3 protein-coding genes are annotated in these 2,730 nt (G+C 70.8%); 1 reads left to right on the top strand and 2 read right to left on the bottom strand.

Annotation, left to right across the window (positions count from 1 at the left end; genetic code table 11):
- The first annotated feature begins 9 nt into the window (after positions 1 to 9).
- Positions 10 to 804: a phosphate ABC transporter ATP-binding protein gene (locus ACTS11_RS18565; protein ID WP_442641773.1), complete on the top strand. Its 795-nt coding sequence runs from the start codon at positions 10 to 12 to the stop codon at positions 802 to 804.
- A 6-nt stretch (positions 805 to 810) separates the two neighbouring features.
- Here the strand turns inward: ACTS11_RS18565 and ACTS11_RS18560 are convergent, their stop codons facing one another.
- Together ACTS11_RS18560 and nth are read right to left on the bottom strand one after the other, a co-directional pair.
- The gene (locus ACTS11_RS18560) at positions 811 to 1,803 is read right to left on the bottom strand and encodes an adenosine kinase (RefSeq protein WP_442641772.1); all 993 of its coding nucleotides are present in this window, start codon (positions 1,801 to 1,803) and stop codon (positions 811 to 813) included.
- The gene (gene nth / locus ACTS11_RS18555; RefSeq protein ID WP_442641771.1) at positions 1,800 to 2,480 is read right to left on the bottom strand and encodes an endonuclease III; all 681 of its coding nucleotides are present in this window, start codon (positions 2,478 to 2,480) and stop codon (positions 1,800 to 1,802) included. The genes ACTS11_RS18560 and nth overlap by 4 nt, the downstream gene beginning before the upstream one ends.
- Positions 2,481 to 2,730 lie beyond the last annotated feature (250 nt).

Here is a 2,730-nt window from a genome sequence, read left to right as displayed (position 1 = left end):
CGCGCGGCGCTGGCCGAGGCCGAGATTTTCGTGCTGTCGGACACCGAGATCGAGGTCTCCGCGCTCGACCTCTGGTACGATGACGGCGCGGTCCACGCGCTGCGCGACATCACGCTCGACCTGCATCCCGGCGAGGTCCTCGCCTTCATCGGGCCCTCGGGCTGCGGCAAGTCGACGATGCTCAAGGTCTTCAACCGGATGCACGACGCCAACCGGGGCGTCCGGCTGACCGGCAAGGTGACGTTCCAGGGCATCGACATACACGATCCCTCGATCGACCCGCCGCTCCTGCGGCGACGCTTCGGCTGGGTCGCGCAGAAGCCGAACCCCTTCCCCTCCAGCATCTGGCAGAACGTCAGCTACGGCCCGCGCATCCACGGCCTGATGCGGGACGAGGCCGAGATGGCCGCCCATGTCGAGGCCTCCCTGCGCCGCGCCCATCTCTGGGACGAGGTGAAGGACCGCCTCCACACCCTTGCCGGCACGGAACTTTCCGGCGGCCAGCAGCAGCGCCTCTGCATCGCGCGCGCGCTCTCGACCATGCCGGACGTGCTCCTGATGGACGAGCCCACGGGCTCGATCGACCCGGTCGCCACGGCGAAGGTCGAGGAACTGGTGCTCGAACTCAAGCACGACAAGGCGATCGTGCTCGTGACGCACTCGATGATGCAGGCCCGCCGCGTGGCCGACCGGGTGGCCGTGTTCCACCTCGGCCGGCTGGTCGAGATCGGGCCGACCGAGGACGTGTTCGAGCGGCCGCGAAGCGCGGAGGCGCAGGCCTTCCTCGGCGGTCTCGTCGGCTGAGCGGGCTCAGATCAGCCCGGTCTCGGCGAAGAGCGCCTTGAGCGGCCGCCTGGGGCGCGGACCGATGTGGCGGATCACCTCGGCGGCGGCGGCGACGCCCATGCGCCCCGCCGTCTCGAGCCCCTGCCCCGTGGCCATGCCGTAGAGGAACCCGGCCGCGAACTGGTCGCCCGCGCCGGTGGCGTCGACCGGCGTGATCCGCTGCACCGGCACCTCGACGCGCTCGGCGCCCCGGATGATCCGCACCGGGTCGCCCGAATGGGTGCAGACGACGAGCTCGCACACGCCGGCCGCGCGCGACAGCGCCGCGTCGAGATCGTCCGTCTCGTAGAGCGCGAGCCATTCCTCGTGGTTGCCGATGGTGTAGTCCATCTCGGCCTCGATCAGCCGGTGGAAGTCGGCCCGGTGCCGGTCGACGCAGAACGGATCGGAGAGCGTGATGCCGACCTTGCCGCCGCCCGCCCGGCAGGCGCGCGCCGCCGCCGTGAAGGCCGCCTTCCCCTCCGGCTTGTCGTAGAGGTAGCCCTCGAGGAACAGCCAGCGCGCGGCGCCCGCCACGCCCGCATCCACGTCGTCCTCGTCGAAATCGGCGCCCGCGCCGAGATAGGTGTTCATCGAGCGCTCCCCGTCGGGCGAGACGAAGATCATCGAGCGCGACGTGGGCGGCAGGTTCCCCTTCACCGGCGGATTGGGGAAGGCGGTCCCCTGCTCGGCCATCCCGGCGGCGTAGAAGCGCCCGAGCGCGTCGTCCTTCACCTTGCCGAGGAACGCGGTGGAGAGGCCCAGCGAGCCGACGCCCGCGATGGTGTTGGCGACCGAGCCGCCCGGCGTCTGCACCCGGTCGGACATCGCGGCATAGAGAAGCTCGGCCCGTTCCCGCTCCACGAGCTGCATGATGCCCTTGGTGATGCCCATGTTCTCGAGGAAACTGTCGTCGCCGTGGGAGATCACGTCGACGATGGCGTTGCCGATGCCCACGACGTCGTAGCGCTGGCTCATGCTTGGGTCCTCTTCGCGGGTTTCGGTGGCGGCTCCACGGTCTTGTCCTCGAAGGCGCAGAGATCGCGGATCAGGCAGGCGGGGCATTTCGGCTTGCGCGCGACGCAGGTGTAGCGGCCGTGCAGGATCAGCCAGTGATGCGCGTGGCGCTGGAACTCGGCGGGGACGTTGTCCTCGATGGCGCGCTCGACCGCGTCGACGTCGCGGCCCGGCGCGATGCCGCTGCGGTTGCCCACGCGGAAGATGTGGGTGTCGACGGCCTGTGCCGGAAACCCCCACCACATGTTCAGGACCACGTTCGCGGTCTTCCGCCCCACGCCGGGCAGCGACTGCAATGCCGCGCGCGAGGAGGGCACCTCGCCCCCGTACTCCTCGACGAGGAGGCGCGAGAGCTTCATGACGTTCTTCGCCTTGTTGCGGAAGAGGCCGATGGTCCGGATATGCTCGACCAGCCGCTCCTCGCCGAGGTCGAGCATCTTCTGCGGGGTATCGGCGACCTGGAAGAGCGCGCGCGTGGCCTTGTTCACGCCCGCGTCGGTCGCCTGCGCCGACAGCGCGACGGCAACGAGCAGCGTGAAGGCGTTGACATGCTCGAGCTCGCCCTTCGGCTCGGGCTCGGCGTCCCGGAACCGGCGGAAGATCTCGACCATCGCGTGATAGGGCAATTGTCTGGCCATGGCGCCCCTTTTGGCCGCTCGCGCGCGGGGCGGCAAGGGGGCGTGGCGCGGGAGGGACGCCCGCGGGATCGGCGCCTGCGGCGCCGACCTACACGAGGGGATTTCGGCGCCTGCGGCGCCGACCTACACGAGCGGGTTTCGGCGCCTGCGGCGCCGACCGGGGGCGGCGCGCCCTCGCCCCGCCTCCGGCAGGGCTCGGCCGCGCCGGGGCCTCCGGCGGGAGTTTTTTCCCCAGGATGAAGGAGGGGCG

This window comes from Roseicyclus sp. (genome assembly GCF_052168335.1).
In the GTDB taxonomy this organism is placed as follows: domain Bacteria; phylum Pseudomonadota; class Alphaproteobacteria; order Rhodobacterales; family Rhodobacteraceae; genus Roseibacterium.
Note: the sequence above shows the minus strand (reverse complement) of the source record. Positions and strands in the feature narration are given on the sequence as shown.

Bases quoted from the DNA above. Each gene is read 5' to 3' on its own strand.
- ACTS11_RS18560 (WP_442641772.1), bottom strand. From the start codon at position 1,803: ATGAGCCAGCGCTACGACGTCGTGGGCATCGGCAACGCCATCGTCGAC.
- nth (WP_442641771.1), bottom strand. From the start codon at position 2,480: ATGGCCAGACAATTGCCCTATCACGCGATGGTCGAGATCTTCCGCCGG.